This is a genomic window from Mesorhizobium sp. WSM4815 (assembly GCF_055811575.1).
The window spans coordinates 794600-811209 of record NZ_JBVVQS010000102.1; the positions used below are offsets into that span (position 1 = coordinate 794600).

Sequence of the window (16610 nt, forward strand, 5' to 3'; positions counted from 1 at the left end):
GGCGCTACTCGGCTGCCGACGCCAGCGGTCTGACCCTCGCCATCATCGAGCGCAGCACCGCTGGTTTGAGCGGCTTGTTGATCACCGGCACGTCGATCCTGCCGGCGCTGGCGCGCACCTCGCTCGAGCGGTCGGCGGTGACCAGCACCGCCGGCATATCATGGCCATGGATAGCGCGCAGTTTGGCGATGGCGTCAAGGCCGGTCTCGCCGTCGAGATGATAGTCGGCAAGCACGATGTCGGGCCGACGCATGCCGGACCCCTCGAGATCCCTCGAGCCGGCAAACGTGTCGACGCTGCAGCCCCAGCCTTCGAGCAGCAGCCGCATGCCGTCGAGGATGCGGGCGTCGTTGTCGATGCAGAGCACGCGGAGCCCGGCAAGCGAAGCAGCCGTGCGGACCGGCGCCTTGGCCTCGATCTCGCGCCGCGGCTCCTGCACTGCCGCGACCGGCAGGACGACGGAAAAGCGTGTGCCCTTGCTCGGGCTTGAAAATATCTGGAGTTCGAGGCGCAAGACACGAGCGATGCGGTCGACGATCGAAAGGCCGAGCCCCAGGCCTTCGGCTTCGCGGGCGCCCTCATCGAGCCGGGTGAATTCGTGAAAGACCGTGTTCAGCTTGTCGGCGGCAATGCCGATGCCGGTGTCGATCACCTGTATCTCGGCCAGTTCGCCGCGCCGCCGCACGCCGACCAGGATGCGGCCATGGCGGGTGTATTTGATGGCATTGGATACGAGGTTCTGGATCAGGCGGCGCAACAGATTGCGGTCAGTCGTCACGCTGAGCGACGATGGCATGATCGTCAGGCTGAGTTTCTTCTCGGCGGCAAGCGGCTGAAAGTCGTTGCCGATCTGGCGCAGCAGTCCGTCCAGGCTGAAGGCCGTGTCGTCCGGTTTCATCGCGCCGGCGTCGAGACGGGAAATGTCGAGGACTGCGCCGAGAATGGTCTCGACCGATTCCAGCGAGGATTCGATGTTGATCGCGGCCTTGCCCGCAGGTCCCTTGCCGGCCTTTTCGATCAGCGACGAGCAATAGAGACGAGCAGCGTTCAGCGGTTGCAGGATGTCATGGCCGGCGGCAGCGAGGAAGCGGGTCTTGCCGAGATTGGCCTCCTCCGCCAGCATCTGCGCCTGTGCCAGCTCCTCGTTGACGCGGGTCAGTTCGACGGTGCGGTTCTTGACGCGCTGTTCGAGCGTTTCATTGGCGCGCTTCAGCGCCAGGTCCTGTTCAACGCGCCCGGAAATGTCGGCATAGGTGGCAACGATGCCGCCATCCGGCATCGGGTTGGAGCGCAATTCCAGGATGCGGCCGCTGGTCTTCAGCTCCATCTGCCAAGGGCTGACGAAGCTGGTGAGGCGGTTGAGCATCGCCACCCGCTGGTCGGCCGGAATGTCGCCGCGCTCGGCAAGGTGGCGCAGGATGCGGTCGAGCGAGACGCCGACCTGGCCCATCTCGTCGGGCAGGTCGAACAGCGCCCGATATTGGCGGTTCCAGCAGATCAGCCGGAAATCCCTGTCGAAGACGGTGATGCCCTGTTCCATCTGGTCGAGCGCGATCTGCAGCAGGTCGCGGTTGTGCTGCAGCGCTTCGGTGGCGTCGTCGAGCAGGCGAAAGGCGTCCTTGGCCTCTCGATCATTGCGGCGCAGCAGCAGCGACAGGATCAGCCGCGCCGAAGAGGAGCCGACGGCACTTGCCAGAAGCTGCTCGGAGAAACGGATGACGTCCATGCTGGCCTGCTCGTTGCCGTGCAGCGAAGCGCCGTTGCTCTTTTCGAACGACTGAAACGACCGTTCAGTGCGTTCGACGCCGAGATAGCGCGCGATGGTGTCCTTGAGGTCGTTGACGGTGACGGTGGTGCGGAAGCGGCGCAGGCTCGGCATCGGGCTCGCCTCGCGCGGCACGAAAATCGACGCCTGGATGCGCTCCAGCGGCACCGACGCGCGCGACAGCGAGCCTAGCACGAAGAACAGCGTGTTGACCGACAGGCTCCACAGGACACCGTGGTTCAGCGGCTCGGCGACGGTGCCGAACAGTGCTTGCGGCCGCAACGCTTCGAAACCGAACAGGCCGTGGACGACGATGCCGGTATCGGACGCGGCGAGCGAAGGAAGCAGCAGCGTATAGCTCCAGACGACGATGCCGGCGACCATGCCGAGCGCCGCCCCCCTGCCGTTGGCGCCGCGCCAGATCAGTCCGCCGATCAAGGCCGGCGCGAACTGCGCGATCGCGGCGAACGACATCAGGCCGATCGAGGAGAGCCGCGCGCTGTTGGTGCTCTCGCGATAATAGAGGAATGCGACGAACAGCATGATGAAGATCGCCGCCCGTCGCACGTTGAGGATGAGCGCTGACCAGTCCTCGTTCTCGGATGTCGTGGTCTTGAGCAGGCGACGCACAAACAGTGGAATGACGAGATCGTTGGAGATCATGATCGACAGCGCGACGCTTTCGACGATCACCATCGCGGTCGCCGCCGACAGGCCGCCGATGAACGCCGCCATGGCCAACACATCGTGACCGCTGAGCAGCGGCAGCGACAGGACATAGAGGTCGCTGCTGGTCCTGGTGCCGACCAGCGCCAGGCCGGCGAGCGCGATCGGCAGCACGAAAAGGTTGATCGCCACCAGATAGAGCGGAAACACCCATGTCGCGGTGCGCAGTTCGGCCTCGCTGCGGTTCTCGACGATGGTGACATAGAACTGGCGCGGCAGCATGATGATGGCGAAACCGCTCAAACACGTCAGCACCAGCCAGGTTGCGAGCGAGGTGCTGTAGCTCATCGCTTGCTGAACTTGCGAATTCTCGGCGAGCTTGTCGACCATATCGCCCGGGCCGCCGAAGATCAGGAAGGTCACCATCAGGCCGATCGCCAGGAAGGCGGCGAGCTTGACCACAGTTTCGACCGCTACCGCCAGCACCAGCCCGTCCTGGTGTTCGGTGGCGTCGGCGTGTCGCGTGCCGAACAGCACCGCAAATAGCGCAAGCAGCATGGCGACGACCAGCGAGATGTCGCTGACGAATGGATCGAACGAAGGCGGCGAGCCGGTATAATGCTCGACCATCAGGCTGACCGAGCCGGAAATCGCCTTCAACTGCAGTGCCATGTAAGGCACCGCGCCGATCGTCGCGATCAGCGTGGCGATCGCTGCCACGGCAAAACTCTTGCCGTAGCGGGCGCCGAGGAAGTCGGCGATCGAAGTGATCTTCTCTGTCTTGGCCAGCCTGACGATGCGCCGAAGCAGCGGAAAGCCGAACACGAACACCAGCACCGGGCCGATATAGATGCCGAGGAATTCGAGGCCGCGCTCGGAGGAAAGGCCGACCGAACCGAAGAAGGTCCAGGAGGTGCAGTAGATCGCCAGGCTGAGCGCATAGATGAAGGGCCGGGCCCGGTCAGGCCCGGATGTCGTCGAGCGTTGGTCGCCGAGGCTGGCGATGACGAACAGCAACGTCACATAGGCGATCGCGATGATGACGATGAACCAGCCCTGCACGGCCCAAAAATCCTCCCTTGCCGGTTTTTGCATCCGGCCTGCTGAGACGCAATCACAGCTTGGCGATCAAGTCCATCGCGGCTTTCGGCGCAGGATGGCTGCGGCTTCGGGAAATTTTGGCCGGAACCGGTCTATTGCCGATGCTGCAACCGCAGGTTTTTGCTATTGTGCCAGTGGGGGGAACGAAGCGGCGCCGAACGAAGCGGGCAGAGGCGGCGGCCTGGCCCGTCAGGACAAGGAGGGTCGGATGCTGAAAGAATTCCAGGAATTCATTTCCAGGGGCAATGTCATGGACCTGGCCGTCGGCGTCATCATCGGCGCCGCCTTCGGCAAGATCGTCGAATCCCTAGTCAACGACATCATCATGCCGATAATCGGGGCGATTTTCGGCGGACTCGACTTCAACAATTATTTCCTGCCCTTGTCCTCAGCGGTCAACGCCACATCGCTGGCGGAAGCCAAGAGGCAGGGCGCAGTCTTCGCCTATGGCAGTTTCATCACCGTGGCGCTGAACTTCATCATCCTCGCCTTCATCATCTTCCTGATGGTCAAAGCGGTGAACGATCTGCGCAGGCGGCTGGAGCGTGAGAAGCCCGTTGCGCCTGCTGCCGCTCCGCCGGCCGATGTCGCGCTGCTCACCGAAATTCGCGATCTCCTCGCCAGGAAATAGCGCAGGGGCAAGATCTCTGGACCAAAACCCCGGTCGATTTCGGCCGGGGTTTTCTATTTTCGCCTGTCGCAAAACACGCTAGCTGTCCGGAAGGCGAAAAACGGATCCATCCATGACCCTGATCGAGAATTTGCGCGCCGCGGCCCGGGCTGCGCCCGAAAGCGGCATTGTCGCCGTCATGAACCGCGGCCGCGACCGCGACGGCATGATCCCGCTCTGGGCCGGCGAGGGCGACCTACCGACGCCCGCCTTCATCACCGATGCCGCTGCCCGGGCGCTGGCCGGCGGTGAAACCTTTTATACCTGGCAGAAAGGCATCCCCGAACTGCGGCAGGCGCTCGCCCGCTATTATATCAGGCATTTCGGCAAGAGCTTCGCCGAGCAAGAATTCATCGTCACCGGCTCTGGCATGCATGCCATCCAGCTGGCGCTCGACGCTGTCGCCGGCAATGGCGACGAGGTCGTCTATCTGTCGCCGGCCTGGCCGAACTTCGCCGCAGCCGCCGGCGTGGCGGGCGCCGTCCCGGTCGCAGTCACGCTTGACCAGTCCGGCAATGGCTGGTCCTGCGACATCGGCAAGATCGAGGCGGCGATCACGCCAAGGACAAAGGCGCTGTTTGTCAACACACCGTCCAACCCGACCGGTTGGACCGCCGACAGGCAGACGCTGCAGGCGATCCTCGACCTTGCCCGCGAACGGGGGCTGTGGATCATCGCCGACGAGATCTATTCGCTGTTCCACTACGGCGACAGCCGCGCGCCGTCCTTCATCGACATCATGGCCGACGAGGATCGCATCCTGTTCGTCAACAGTTTTTCCAAGAACTGGTCGATGACCGGCTGGCGGGTCGGCTGGATCAAGGCCCATCCCTGCCTGCAGCAGGTGTTCGAGAACCTGGTCCAGTATTCGACCTCCGGCGTTGCCCAGTTCATGCAGCGCGGCGCGGTCGTCGCCCTCGACGAAGGCGACGCCTTCATCGTCGAGCAGGTGGAGCGGGCGAGGGCGGCGCGTGACCTGGTCTGCGGCATCCTGGCTGCGACCGGCAGGGCACGCTTTACCGTGCCGCAGGGCGCGTTCTATCTGTTCTTCGCAGTCGACGGCATCACCGATTCACGCGCCGCCGCCTTCGACATCGTCGACCGCGCCAATGTCGGCCTGGCGCCCGGAACCGCGTTCGGTCCTGGCGGCGAAACCTTCCTCAGGCTATGCTTCCACCGCCGCCTCGACCAGCTCGAGGAGGCCGCGCACCGGCTGGCGAAGTGGATGAAAAGTGTGTGAGGTTGTTGAGGTCCGCGCCAAGCCGGACAGCTGCGAACCGTTGCACTCCTTGGCCAACGTAACGGCATGGGTCCTAGGGGTCTGCGCCGCGTCGCTTCGCTCCTTGCTACGCCCTAGGAAGACGAAGGTAGCGGAAGCTCAGCCGCCGGACTTCGGCACCAGCAGCGGAATGACGCGGTCGCTTTCCCTCACCGCCGGCCGGCCCGCAGAACCGTAAGAGATGCCCAAGGCATCCCAGGTCTCGACCAGCGCGTCCTGAAGCGCCGCGATCAGCTGATCCGAATGGAATGGCGTCGGGGTGATGCGCAGCCGTTCGGTGCCGCGCGGCACGGTCGGGTAGTTGATCGGCTGGATGTAGATGCCGTGGACGCCGAGCAGGCGGTCGCTGGCCATCTTGCACAGTTCGGGATCGCCGACGAGCAGCGGCACGATGTGGGTAGCGGAGTCCATCACCGGCAGGCCCGCGGCGGTAAGAACCTGCTTCGTCCGCGTCGCCTGGCGCTGCTGCGCGGCGCGTTCGGCCTGTGAGCGCTTGAGATGGCGGATCGACGTGGTCGCCGCGGCGGCAATGGCCGGCGGCAGTGCCGTGGTGAAGATGAAGCCCGGCGCATAGGAGCGCACGGCATCGATCACCGCACTTGTGCCGGTGATATAGCCGCCGAGCGTGCCGAACGCCTTGGCCAGCGTGCCTTCGATGATGTCGATACGGTCGGCCAGCCCTTCGCGCTCGGTGATGCCGCCGCCGCGCGGTCCGTACATGCCGACGGCATGCACCTCGTCGATATAGGTCATGGCGTTGTAGCGCTCGGCAAGTTCGACGATCTGTTTGATCGGCGCGATATCGCCATCCATCGAATAGACGCTCTCGAAGACGATCAACTTGGCGCGCTCGCGGCCCGCCGCCTGCAGCAGGCTTTCGAGATGCGCAACGTCGTTGTGGCGGAAGATCTTCTTCTCGGCGCCCGAACGCCGCACGCCCTCGATCATCGAGGCGTGGTTCAACTCGTCCGAGACGATCAGGCAGTTGGGCAGCAGCCGCGCAATGGTCGAGATCGAAGCTTCGTTGGAGACGAAGCCGGAGGTAAAGACGAGCGCGGCTTCCTTGTCGTGCAGGTCGGCCAGTTCCAGTTCGAGCTCGACCAGCGGATTGCTGGTGCCGGAGATGTTGCGGGTGCCACCGGCGCCGGATCCCATCTTGCCGGCGGCGTTCTGCATCGCGGCGATGACGTCGGGATGCTGGCCCATGCCGAGATAGTCGTTGGAGCACCAGACGGTGATTTCCTGGGCGCGGCCGTTGGCGCGCCAGATGGCGCGTGGGAAGTTCCCCACGATGCGCTCGAGGTCGGCGAAGATGCGATAGCGACGCTCGGCGTGGAGCTGGTCGATCGCGTCTTCGAAGAACCGCTGATAGTTCATTTCGGCTTCCCAATTTTTCCGTGGGATCATAATCATTGCCCTATTCGCCGTCTACTTGGCCTTTTTGGTCAAAATGCCACGCCCCAAGCCTGTTCCTAACGGCCACGGATCATGGCCTATTCCCTTGATGTAGATCAATTTTGTTTCAGGACGATGCCATGCGCCGATGAGACTGGTTACCGCAGGCACTGATGGACATGGACTAATGGCCTGGCGGCAGACTTTCCAGTAAGGCGGGTGTTGAGACAGCTTCCGACAAATCTTGAGCAGCGAGGACACGGATGACGGTTTTGGTGACAGGCGGCGCCGGCTATATCGGCAGCCATATGGTCTGGGAACTGCTGGACGCGGGCGAGAGCGTTGTCGTTCTCGACCGGCTTTCGACCGGCTTCGAATGGGCGGTGGCGCCGGAGGCAAGGCTTGTCGTCGGCGATGTCGCCGACAAGGAGCTGGTCGGCGGGGTCATCCGCGACAATCATGTCGATGCGATCATCCATTTTGCCGGCTCCATCGTGGTTCCCGAATCGGTCGCCGACCCGCTCGGCTATTACGAGAACAACACCTGCAAGACGCGCACGCTGATCGAGACCGCGGTGCGCGAAGGCGTGCCCAATTTCATCTTTTCCTCGACCGCCGCCGTCTATGGCGGCGCCGGGCTGGAGCCGGTGCGCGAGGATGCGCGCCTTGCACCGGAATCGCCCTATGGCCTGTCCAAGCTGATGAGCGAATGGATGCTGCGCGACGCCGCAATCGCCCACGGCTTGCGCTATACGGCGTTGCGCTACTTCAACGTCGCCGGCGCCGATCCGAGGGGCCGCACCGGCCAGTCGACGCCGGGCGCCACGCATCTGATCAAGGTCGCCTGCGAGACGGCGCTCGGCAAGCGGCCCTTCATGGAGGTGTTCGGCACCGACTATCCGACGCCCGACGGCACTTGCATGCGCGACTACATCCATGTCAGCGATCTGGCGGCGGCGCATCGGCTGGCGCTGGAACGGCTGCGCGCCGGGGGACCAAGCCTCGTCGCCAATTGCGGCTACAGCCACGGCTATTCGGTGCTCGAAGTTATCGACAGCGTGCGCCGCGTCTTTGGCCATGATTTCGACGTGCGGATCGGCGAGCGCCGTGCGGGCGACGCGGCGGCGGTGGTCGCCAATTCGGAGCTGGCGCGCCGCGAGCTCGGCTGGACCCCGCAACGCGATGACCTCGACCAGATCGTCGCCGACGCGCTGGCTTGGGAGCGTATCCTGACCGGCAAGAATTCGGCGCGGAGCTGAAGTCCCGGTTTTTCCTCCGTGGGCTCGTAGATCGAGCGTGGAAGCGCTATTGAAGGAGCTGCGCGGCTGAAACGTGGAGGCGTTTCGGCCGCGTCTGATCCTTTGGGGGTTGCATGAAGATATTGGTCCTTGGCGCTGGCGTCGTCGGCACGGCGGCGGCCTACTATCTGGCGAGCGACGGCCACGAGGTGACCGTGATCGAGCGCCATCCGATGGCGGCGCGAGGCACCAGCCAATCGAATGCCGGCCTGGTGTCGCCCGGCGACGCCACCGCTTGGGCCTCGCCCGCTGCGCTGAGGACGTTTTTGCGCGCGCTCTACAACCACGATCTCGGCATCAAGGTGCGGCTGCGCTTCGATCCTTATTTCTTCGCCTGGAGTCTGCGCTTCCTGCGCCAATGCACGCATGCGCGACTGCGCGCCAACACCGACATCAAGCTGCGCCTGGCGCTTTATTCGCGCGACTGCATCAACGCCATCTCGGCCGACACCGGTATTCACTATGACGAGCGCAAGAAGGGCATTCTCTATTTCTTCCGCTCGCAGCAGAGTTTTGATACCGGCACCGACAATTACCGCTATCTCGCCGAGCACGGTCTGCCGATCGAGATCGTCGGCCGCGAGCGGCTGGTCGAGCTCGAGCCCGGCCTTGCCGGCGCCAGGGACAGAATAGCCGGCGGCGTCTATTCACCGATCGACCAGACCGGCGACTCCAGCCAGTTCACCCGAAACCTCGCTGCCTATGCCGCCGAGAAACTCGGCGTTCAATTCCTCTACGCCACGACGGTCGAAGGCCTCGACATCGAAGGTGATCGGGTGCGCGCGGTGATGACCTCGGCCGGCCCAATAACAGGCGACGCCGTGGTCATCTCGATGGGGCCGGAGAGCGGGCTGCTCGGCCGCCGCTACGGCGTCGACCTGCCGGTCTATCCGGTCAAGGGCTATACCGCGACCGTGCCGCTGGAGGACGAGAGCAAGGGCCCGACCATGGGCGGCGCCGACGAGGATCAGCTTATCGGCTATTCCAGGCTCGGCAACCGGCTGCGGCTTGCTTCGACCGCCGAGTTCACCGGCTTCGACCGCAGCCACAAGCCGAGCGATTTCGCCGCCATGTTCAGGACCGGCAAGGAGCTTTTCCCGGGCGCCTTCGACGAGAACAAGGCCGAGCTCTGGGCCGGTCTGCGGCCGATGATGCCGAACTCGGTCCCGGTCATCGGCCGGGCGCGCTACAGCAATCTCTATCTCGATACCGGCCACGGCCATGTCGGCTGGACCATGGCCTGCGGCTCGGGAAAATTCCTTGCCGATGTGGTCGCCGGCCGCAAGCCGGAGATCGATCCGCAAGGGCTGGTCTATGTCAATTGAGGGAGAATTAACCGTCGTGTCGGCACCGGGAAGATAAATGCGTCTAATACCGTGCACAAATTCTGAGTAGAAAAATGTCGGGACCGCAAGTCGCCATCGACCTTGGCCGCATCGAGCGCAATGCGCGCACCGTCGTCGACCGCTGCGCCCTGTCCGGCATCAGGGTATTCGGCGTTACCAAGGGCACCTGCGGCATGCCGCAGGTGGCGCGCGCCATGCTGCGCGGCGGCGTCGCCGGCATCGCCGAATCGCGGTTCGAAAACATCCGCCGGCTGCGCGAAAGCGGTATCAATGCCCCGATCATGCTGCTGCGCAGTCCGCCGATGGCACGCATCGAGGAGGTTGTGCGCACCGTCGACATCAGCCTGCAATCCGAACTCGCCACCATCCGCGAACTATCGCGCATCGCCGAGCGTATGGACCGCGTCCACGACATCATGCTGATGATCGATCTTGGCGACCTCAGGGAAGGCATCTGGCCGAACGACCTCATTCCGACGGTCGAACAGATACTGGCGCTCAGCGGCGTGCGCATCGCCGGCATCGGCACCAATCTCGGCTGCTTCGGCGCCATCATGCCGACGCAGGAAAATCTTGGACAGCTCGTCGCCCATGCCTACAAGACCGAGCGCCTGTCCGGCGCAAGGCTCGACTGGATCTCGGGCGGCGCGTCATCGTCGCTGACGCTGCTGCTCGAAGGCAGGCTGCCCGCCGGCATCAACAATCTGCGGGTCGGCGAGGCGATCCTTCAGGGTGGCGTCGAAACCTTCCGCGAGACGCCGTGGGCCGAACTCGAACCCGATGCCTGCCGGCTGACCAGCGACATCATCGAGGTCAAGTTGAAGCCGTCGCGGCCGATCGGCCAATCCGGCTACGACGCTTTCGGCAACCAGCCGGTGTTTGCCGACGATGGCGACCGGTTGCGCGCCATCGCCAATATCGGCCGCGAGGATGTCTTGATCGAAGGTTTGACGCCGATTGTCAAGGGCGTGCGGGTGCTTGGCGCCTCCAGCGACCATCTGCTTCTCGACGTGACCGATGCCGAGCCGCCACCCGCCGTCGGCGATCGTGTCGCCTTCCGCATGAGCTATGGCGCCATGCTGCTGGCAATGACCTCGGAATATGTCGAAAAGGCCCCGATGCACGATGTCGAGGATTTCTCCGGCCGCAAGATGGTGTCGATTTCAGCCGAACCGGCGGCCGCCGGCATCCTCGCCAGGGAGGTGACCGGCGCCCGGCTGGAGGCGATGAATTTCGATGTCGTCGAACTGGCCGATATCGAGCGGCCGCCGTCCGGCCTGGTCCGGCTCACCGCCGGCAGCGACCGGCGCATCGCCCACAAGGCGCTGACGGCGACCGCGCGGGCGACGCACTCGTTTGGCCTGATCTGGATCGATTCCATCGCCGCGCTCATGCCCGAGGAAGAGGATGGCATCGACCTGCCGGAACGTTCGGTGCTGGCGCGGGCGCTGGGTCTCGATCACAAGCCCGGCGCGCTGCAGCCGCAGCTCTCGCCGGAAAATGTCGTCATCATCGGGCTCCGCCATGCAGATCCGGCCGAGGCCCGGGTGCTGAAGGATTCGCGCGTCTGCGCCTTCACCATGACCGACATCGACGCCATGGGCATGCGCGATGTGATGCACGAGGCGATCCGCATCGCCTCCTCCGGCACGCAAGGCTTTCATGTCAGCTATTCGCCTGAGGTGACCGAATTCGCCGGCTGGGCGGCGGGCTCCGGCGGCATCACGGTGCGCGAAACGCATCAGGCGATGGAGGCGATCGCGTTGTCCGGCGGGCTGTTGTCGATGGACGTTTCCGGCCTGACATCAGGTCTGGAACGGCGATTGGCGGCGGAAACGGTCAATTTCGTCATGTCGGCGTTTGGCAAGCGGATTTTGTGATCAGCCCTGTGCGTCGACCGCCGCGCGCCATGAACGTGCATAATCCGCCCAGGCCGGGTCGGCTGGCAGTTCGACCCTTTCGCCTTTGCCTTGGATTTTTCTTTGGTCCGACGCCAGCAAGGCAGCGCCGATGCTGGTGCCGGTGGCCGCATCGGACGCGATGACGGCACGCGCCGTCGCTGCAGCGAGCATGCGCGTGAAAAGCCGGTTGCGGGCGAACGGCCCCTCGACGGTCGTCGGGCCGCCGGCGTCGATCAGTTCGAGGCAGGTCGCGGTCATCAGCGCCAGGTGGAAAGAGATGGCGGCAAAGCGCTGGCCGCCGTTGATGCCGTCGGCGTCGAGCCATGCTGCCCTGTGATGCGGGAACGGCCCCGAACCCTGTTGGGTCGAAGGCAGCAGGGACGTCTTCCGCGCGAGCACTGTGGCGATATCCGCTTCGGTCCAGTCTTCCGATTGGCCTTCCCTCAGCAGCGAAAACTCACGGCCGCCCATGAAACGCGCCGACGGCACCGGATCACCGAGCGCGTTGACGTTGACGAGCGTGTCGCGGGCCGGGTCGAGCGCGATCTTGTTGCCGCCAACCGCCATCGACACCACCCAGGTGCCGGTCGAGACGACCGAGAACGGCGGCGTATCGGACAGGAGGTGCGGCAGCAGCGAGGCGTTGGAATCGTGCAAGCCGCAAAACACCGGCGTTTGCGGATCAAGCCCGGTCCGTATCGCAAGCGCGGGCAGGATCGGGCCAAGGCGATCTTTCGCCGGCCGCACCGGCGCCATCAGATGACGCCATTGCATCTTGTCGACCAGCGACGAAAAATCGGCCTTCCACGGGTTCCACAGATCGGTGTGGCAGCCAAGCGAAGTCACTTCGTTGGCGGCGACGCCGGTCAGGCGCAAGGCCCAGTATTGCGGGTACATCAGTATCGCGGCGGACTTGGCGAACTCCGCCGGGAAGCGCTTCTGCTGCCAGAACAGCTGCGCGCCGAGATTGAGGCCGACCGGCAGGCGCGGCGTGCCCGTCTCGGCGAAGGCCGGACGGTTCGTGTCATAGTCCTCGGCAAGGGTGTCGGGCCCGGCAAATTCATAGTCGAGCACCGGCAGCGCCAACTCGCCGGCAGTGTCCACCAGCACGCCCGTCGCGCCATGGGTGGTGATCGATATCGCGTCGATGCGCTGTTCGCGATTGATCTCGGCGAGGCTGTCGAGGATGAACGACCACAGAAGCTCAACATCGTGGTGCGGGTAGGGACCGTCAAGGACAGGCGCGTTCGCCATGCGGCGCAGCGCGATTTCGCGTACATCGGCGAGATCGACCAGCGCCACCTTGGCGTTGGTCTTGCCGATATCGATGACGGCGACGTAGCGGGTCATTCCATATGGAACATTGTTTCCAGCGGCACTGCCACCGGCTCGTTATCAGGCCCGGTCTCCATGATGTCGGCCATTTCAGCCCACCAGCGCTGCATCACCTTGTGCTTCGGCAGGTCGTCCATGCCGTGGCCGTCGCGCCGCCACAGCACGCCGAACAAGGTGTTGGTCTCATCGTCGAGATGGATCGAATAGTCGGAAACGCCGGCCTGTTTCAGCAGTGCGGCCAGCGACGGCGAGATGTCGTCATGACGCCTTTTGTATTCGGCCCTCATGCCGGGATTGAGCTTCATCTTGAACGCGTATTTCTCGGCCATCAGGTAAAACGCTCCCGCCGCACCCGCCGCCAGACGATCGGCAGCGCGATGACGATGATCAGCAGCAGGCCGATGAAGATCGACATGACGATGCCCGGCACATTGAGCAGCCCGAGGCCGAAAGTCACCAGCCCCATGATGAAGGCGGCGAGCACCACGCCCAAAATGCTGCCGGCGCCGCCCAGGATGCTGACACCACCCAGCACCACCATGGTGATGACTTCCAATTCATAGCCTTGCGCGATCGATGGCCGGGTCGAGCCGAGCCGCGAGGTGATCAGCACCGAGGCGATGCCCGCCATCAGCCCGGTCAGGCAGAACAGGATGAACTTGATGCGGCCGACACGCACGCCGGAAAACTGTGCCGCGACCGGGTTGTTGCCGATTGCGAAGACGCGGCGGCCGAAGCTGGTCCGGTGCAGAAGGAACCAGTAGATGACCGCCGCGACGAGGAACAGCGTCAGCTCGAACGACACCACCCACCAGACATAGCCCTGGCCGAAGAAGGCGAAGCTGGAGGGATAGCCTTTGTAGGCCTGGTCGCCGAGGACGATGAAGGCGATGCCGCGAAACAGGCTCATCGTGCCGATGGTGACGACGATCGACGGGAGGCCGAGCCTGGTGACGAGCAGCCCGTTGAAGGCGCCGCAGCCGAGCCCGACCAGGATGCCGATCGCCACCAGCACCGGCGTGCCGGCGCCGGCCTGCACCGCCATGCCCATCATCGTCGAGGCAAGCGCAATGATGGCGGCGACCGACAGGTCGATCTCGCCGGAAATGATCAGCAACGCCATGGCAAGCGCGATCAGCGCCTTCTCGGTGAAGTTGAAGGTCAGGTCCGACAGCGACCACGCGTCGAGGAAATAGGGCGAGGCGAAGCTGTTGACGGCGAAGATGGCGACCGCCACCGCGACCAGCAGCGCCTCCCACGAGAAGATCGCCGAGTTGAGCGGCGTGTCGAGCCGGTCGGGAATGTGGCGCGGGGCTGGGGTGTCGGTCATGCCGCTTCCGCCTTCTTGAGAATAATGCGGCCTTGCCGGCGTTCGCCGCGCGCGTTGAGCACAACGGCCAGGATGATAGCGCTGCCCGAAATCGCCATCTGCCAGAACGGCGAGATGTTGATGACCGGCAGCGCGTTGGAGATGATGCCGAGGAACAGCGCACCAAGCACCGCGCCACCGACCGAGCCGATGCCGCCGGCGATCGAGATGCCGCCGATGACGCAGGCGGCGATGATGTTGAGCTCGTAGCCATTGGCGACCTCGACCGAGGCGATGACATAGCGCGAGATCCAGAGATAGCCGCACAGACCGGCGGCCATCCCCGAGATGCAGAAGACGATGAACTTGGTGCGGCCGACATCGATGCCGGCGTAGATCGATGCTGTCGGATTGACGCCGATGGCATAGATCGAGCGGCCGAGCGCGGTGCGCGTCATCAACAGGAAGAACAAGGCGATGACCAGTATGGCGATCCACGACAGCACTGGAATGCCGAGAAAGGCCGCGCGCTGCAGGCCGATGAAATCAGGGCTCATCTGATCGGCATTGACCCAGGCGCCGCCTGAAATGACGAAGGTGGCGCCGCGATAGATGGTGAGCGTGCCGAGCGTCACCACGATCGAGGGAATGTTCAGCCGCCATACCAGCAGGCCGTTGATCGCGCCGAGCACCAGACCGATCAGAAGTGCGATGACGATCAGCAGCGGGATTGGGATTGCCGGATGCGCGGCGTTCAGCATCGCCACCACCATGCCGGTGAAGCACAGGTTCGACGCCATCGACAGGTCGATCGAGCGGGTCAGGATCACCACCATCTGCCCCAGCGCCAGGATCATCAGGATCGAGGTGTCGTTGAACACCTGGCGCAGATTGCCGAAGGTGGCAAAGCCCGGAAAGCGCATCGAGATCAGCCCGATCAGCACGACGATTGCCGCGAGCAGCCAGACTTCGCGATATTTGAGAAAAACCTTCATGCCGCGATCCCTGCTGCCGTCTTGACCAGCGTTTCGGCGTCGAGCCCCTTGTTGTCATAGACCGAGGCGATGCGGCCCTCGCGCATGACGACGACCCGGTCGGACATACCGAGGATCTCGGGCAGTTCGGAAGACACCATGATCACCGACAACCCTTGAGCGACCAGCTCAGCCATGAAGCCGTGCACGGCGGCCTTCGAGCCGATGTCGATGCCTTTGGTGGGCTCGTCGAGGATGATCACCTTGGGCGCGGTCGCCAGCCATTTGGCGATGACGATCTTCTGCTGGTTGCCGCCCGACAGCGTGCCGACATCCTGGCTGAGCGAGGCGGCGCGCAGGTCGAGCCGCTCGGTGTAGGCACGGGCTAGCGCGAACTCTTCGGCCAGCTGCAACACACCTGATTTGGACGTCCGCTTGAGCGAGGGCAGCGAGATATTCTGGAAGATCGGCAGGCCGATCACCACGCCTTGCTTGCCGCGCTCTTCCGGCACGTAGACGATGCCGGCGTCGATCGAATCCGCCGCCGATTTCGGCATGATCGTCTTGCCTTCCAGCGTGATGGTGCCGCTGCTGGTGCGGGTGATGCCTGATATCGCCTGCATCACCTCGCTGCGCCCGGCGCCGACAAGGCCGTAGAAGCCGAGGATCTCGCCTCTGTGCAGCTCGAAGCCGATGTCGTCGAACTCGGTCGGGTGCGACAGGCCGGAGACGGCAAGCACCGGCGCGCCGATCTCGGCCTTGCGTTGCGGAAAGATGTGATCGACGGCGCGGCCGACCATCATGCGCACGATCTGGCTCTGGCCGGCATCCCTGATCAGGCCTTCGCCGACCATCTCGCCGTCGCGGAACACCGTGTAACGATCGGCGATGCGATAGATCTCGTCGAACTTGTGGCTGATGAACAGGATCGCCTTGCCTTCGCTCTTCAGGAACTCGACCAGCAAAAACAGCTCCTCGATCTCCTTCAGCGACAGCGCTGCGGTCGGCTCGTCCATAATGACGATCTGGGCGTCGATCGACATGGCGCGGGCGACTGCGACGAGGTGCTTGTTGGCGATGCCGAGATCCTTCAGCCGCGCATCGGCGTCGATGTGGCCGGCGCCCATGGTGTTCAGTACTTCACGGGCATTCTTGCGCATGGTGCGCCAGTCGATGGTGCCGAGGCGCGATCGCGGCGCATGGCCGAGAAAGATGTTCTCGGCCACCGTCAGGTCGTCGAACAGCACGGTTTCCTGGTGGATGGCGGTGATGCCGTGCCCGAAGGCGGCATGCGCGCTGGGCAAGGTCACGGCCTGGCCATCGATGCTGATCGTGCCTGTATCAGGCTGGTAGATGCCTGTCATGATCTTGACCAGCGTCGACTTGCCGGCGCCGTTCTCACCGATCAGCGCGGTCACCTGGCCGGGGTAGAGCGACAGGCTGACATCATGCAGCGCGCGCACGCCGGGAAAACTCTTCGAGATGCCGGCCAGGGTCAGGCGCGGAGCCGCAGCCAAAGGCTGCTCAGTGGTCGGGTCGAGTTGGGCTGTCGTGTCCATAGTCGTATCAAG

The 16610-nt window shown here is 64.1% G+C and carries 12 protein-coding genes; 5 read left to right on the top strand and 7 right to left on the bottom strand.

All coding sequences use genetic code 11. The features are described from left to right. Nucleotides 1-4: 4 nt before the first annotated feature. Nucleotides 5-3493 carry a hybrid sensor histidine kinase/response regulator gene (locus tag AC0L2B_RS32520; protein ID WP_473748284.1) on the bottom strand — a complete coding sequence of 1163 codons (3489 nt, stop codon included), beginning with the start codon at nucleotides 3491-3493 and terminating at the stop codon, nucleotides 5-7. Between the two features lie 247 nt (nucleotides 3494-3740). Here AC0L2B_RS32520 and mscL point away from each other — a divergent pair, with 247 nt between their 5' ends. Next, nucleotides 3741-4163 carry a large conductance mechanosensitive channel protein MscL gene (mscL, locus tag AC0L2B_RS32525; RefSeq protein ID WP_473584950.1) on the top strand — a complete coding sequence of 141 codons (423 nt, stop codon included), beginning with the start codon at nucleotides 3741-3743 and terminating at the stop codon, nucleotides 4161-4163. Nucleotides 4164-4275: 112 nt separating this feature from the next. After that, entirely contained in the window at nucleotides 4276-5442 is a 1167-nt protein-coding gene (locus AC0L2B_RS32530; RefSeq protein ID WP_473748229.1) for a pyridoxal phosphate-dependent aminotransferase, read from the top strand. 138 nt (nucleotides 5443-5580) lie between these two features. On the opposite strand, the gene hemA is transcribed toward AC0L2B_RS32530, so the two are convergent. Further along, the gene (gene hemA, locus AC0L2B_RS32535; protein WP_077376755.1) at nucleotides 5581-6858 is read right to left on the bottom strand and encodes a 5-aminolevulinate synthase; all 1278 of its coding nucleotides are present in this window, start codon (nucleotides 6856-6858) and stop codon (nucleotides 5581-5583) included. Nucleotides 6859-7139: 281 nt separating this feature from the next. Here hemA and galE point away from each other — a divergent pair, with 281 nt between their 5' ends. From galE to AC0L2B_RS32550, 3 genes are all read left to right on the top strand, one after another. Then, nucleotides 7140-8135: a UDP-glucose 4-epimerase GalE gene (galE, locus tag AC0L2B_RS32540; RefSeq protein ID WP_473748230.1), complete on the top strand. Its 996-nt coding sequence runs from the start codon at nucleotides 7140-7142 to the stop codon at nucleotides 8133-8135. Nucleotides 8136-8248: 113 nt separating this feature from the next. Continuing rightward, on the top strand, nucleotides 8249-9499 hold the full coding sequence (locus AC0L2B_RS32545; protein WP_473748231.1) for a D-amino acid dehydrogenase: 1251 nt from the start codon (nucleotides 8249-8251) through the stop codon (nucleotides 9497-9499). A gap of 74 nt (nucleotides 9500-9573) precedes the next feature. Beyond that, complete coding sequence (locus tag AC0L2B_RS32550; protein WP_473748232.1) at nucleotides 9574-11400, top strand: alanine racemase; 1827 nt, start codon at nucleotides 9574-9576, stop codon at nucleotides 11398-11400. Here the strand turns inward: AC0L2B_RS32550 and AC0L2B_RS32555 are convergent, their stop codons facing one another. From AC0L2B_RS32555 to AC0L2B_RS32575, 5 genes are read right to left on the bottom strand one after another with little or no spacing between them, the layout of a single operon-like run. Beyond that, complete coding sequence (locus AC0L2B_RS32555; RefSeq protein ID WP_473748233.1) at nucleotides 11401-12771, bottom strand: FGGY-family carbohydrate kinase; 1371 nt, start codon at nucleotides 12769-12771, stop codon at nucleotides 11401-11403. Further along, nucleotides 12768-13085: an L-rhamnose mutarotase gene (locus AC0L2B_RS32560; RefSeq protein ID WP_473748234.1), complete on the bottom strand. Its 318-nt coding sequence runs from the start codon at nucleotides 13083-13085 to the stop codon at nucleotides 12768-12770. The genes AC0L2B_RS32555 and AC0L2B_RS32560 overlap by 4 nt, the downstream gene beginning before the upstream one ends. Then, on the bottom strand, nucleotides 13085-14086 hold the full coding sequence (locus tag AC0L2B_RS32565; protein ID WP_023803290.1) for an ABC transporter permease: 1002 nt from the start codon (nucleotides 14084-14086) through the stop codon (nucleotides 13085-13087). Before AC0L2B_RS32565 ends, AC0L2B_RS32560 begins: the two co-directional genes overlap by 1 nt. Continuing rightward, nucleotides 14083-15060, bottom strand: coding sequence for an ABC transporter permease (locus AC0L2B_RS32570; protein ID WP_473748235.1), 978 nt, complete (start codon nucleotides 15058-15060; stop codon nucleotides 14083-14085). The genes AC0L2B_RS32565 and AC0L2B_RS32570 overlap by 4 nt, the downstream gene beginning before the upstream one ends. Next, a complete protein-coding gene (locus tag AC0L2B_RS32575; protein ID WP_473748236.1) occupies nucleotides 15057-16598 on the bottom strand; it encodes a sugar ABC transporter ATP-binding protein in 1542 nt (513 codons plus the stop codon). Before AC0L2B_RS32575 ends, AC0L2B_RS32570 begins: the two co-directional genes overlap by 4 nt. Nucleotides 16599-16610 lie beyond the last annotated feature (12 nt).

What these genes read in the sequence shown, in the direction of transcription:
- mscL (WP_473584950.1), top strand. Translation starts at nt 3,741, where the DNA reads ATGCTGAAAGAATTCCAGGAATTCATTTCCAGGGGCAATGTCATGGAC.
- AC0L2B_RS32530 (WP_473748229.1), top strand. Translation starts at nt 4,276, where the DNA reads ATGACCCTGATCGAGAATTTGCGCGCCGCGGCCCGGGCTGCGCCCGAA.
- hemA (WP_077376755.1), bottom strand. Translation starts at nt 6,858, where the DNA reads ATGAACTATCAGCGGTTCTTCGAAGACGCGATCGACCAGCTCCACGCC.
- galE (WP_473748230.1), top strand. Translation starts at nt 7,140, where the DNA reads ATGACGGTTTTGGTGACAGGCGGCGCCGGCTATATCGGCAGCCATATG.
- AC0L2B_RS32545 (WP_473748231.1), top strand. Translation starts at nt 8,249, where the DNA reads ATGAAGATATTGGTCCTTGGCGCTGGCGTCGTCGGCACGGCGGCGGCC.
- AC0L2B_RS32550 (WP_473748232.1), top strand. Translation starts at nt 9,574, where the DNA reads ATGTCGGGACCGCAAGTCGCCATCGACCTTGGCCGCATCGAGCGCAAT.
- AC0L2B_RS32555 (WP_473748233.1), bottom strand. Translation starts at nt 12,771, where the DNA reads ATGACCCGCTACGTCGCCGTCATCGATATCGGCAAGACCAACGCCAAG.
- AC0L2B_RS32560 (WP_473748234.1), bottom strand. Translation starts at nt 13,085, where the DNA reads ATGGCCGAGAAATACGCGTTCAAGATGAAGCTCAATCCCGGCATGAGG.
- AC0L2B_RS32565 (WP_023803290.1), bottom strand. Translation starts at nt 14,086, where the DNA reads ATGACCGACACCCCAGCCCCGCGCCACATTCCCGACCGGCTCGACACG.
- AC0L2B_RS32570 (WP_473748235.1), bottom strand. Translation starts at nt 15,060, where the DNA reads ATGAAGGTTTTTCTCAAATATCGCGAAGTCTGGCTGCTCGCGGCAATC.
- AC0L2B_RS32575 (WP_473748236.1), bottom strand. Translation starts at nt 16,598, where the DNA reads ATGGACACGACAGCCCAACTCGACCCGACCACTGAGCAGCCTTTGGCT.